The 458-nt window shown below is 76.6% G+C and carries 1 pseudogene; it reads right to left on the bottom strand.

Going from position 1 to position 458, the window contains the following annotated elements:
* Positions 1-458 (bottom strand): annotated as a pseudogene (locus JHN63_RS51990) (SDR family NAD(P)-dependent oxidoreductase); the annotation flags it as partial.

Below are 458 nucleotides of genomic sequence, written 5' to 3'. Positions count from 1 at the left end.
GTCCGGGGGCGGGGTGAAGGCTTCGAGGTGGTCCTGGGCCCAGGTCCGGAAGGAGCGGGCCGGGTGGCCGGTCAGGGTGCGGACGGTGTCCTCGACGCGGGCCTTGGCGCCGGCCCGCTGGCGTTCCGCGCTCGCCAGGAGGGCGTCGACGACCGGGGGCGGGTAGCGTCCGCTCAGCGCGGCACGGGCCTGGTCGGGAGTCAGTTCCTCGAAGCGCAGGGGGATGCCGAGCAGCCGGGCCAGCTCGCGGGTCTGGCCGGCGGCGGTCACCGCCCGCGGTCCGGTCAGGGTGTAGGCGCGTCCGGCGTGGCCCTCCTCGGTCAGGGCCCGTACCGCAACCTCGGCGATGTCACGGGGGTCCACGCAGGCGTTGGGCGAGGTCCCGTACAGCGCGCGGACGGTGCGCTCGCGGCGCACAGGGCCGGCCCAGGACAGGGCGTTGGACAGGAACGCGCGCG

This window comes from Streptomyces sp. MBT65 (assembly GCF_016612545.1).
Classification (GTDB): domain Bacteria; phylum Actinomycetota; class Actinomycetes; order Streptomycetales; family Streptomycetaceae; genus Streptomyces.
The sequence above is the reverse complement of the archived record's forward strand: the minus strand, read 5'-3'. Positions and strand labels throughout refer to the sequence as shown.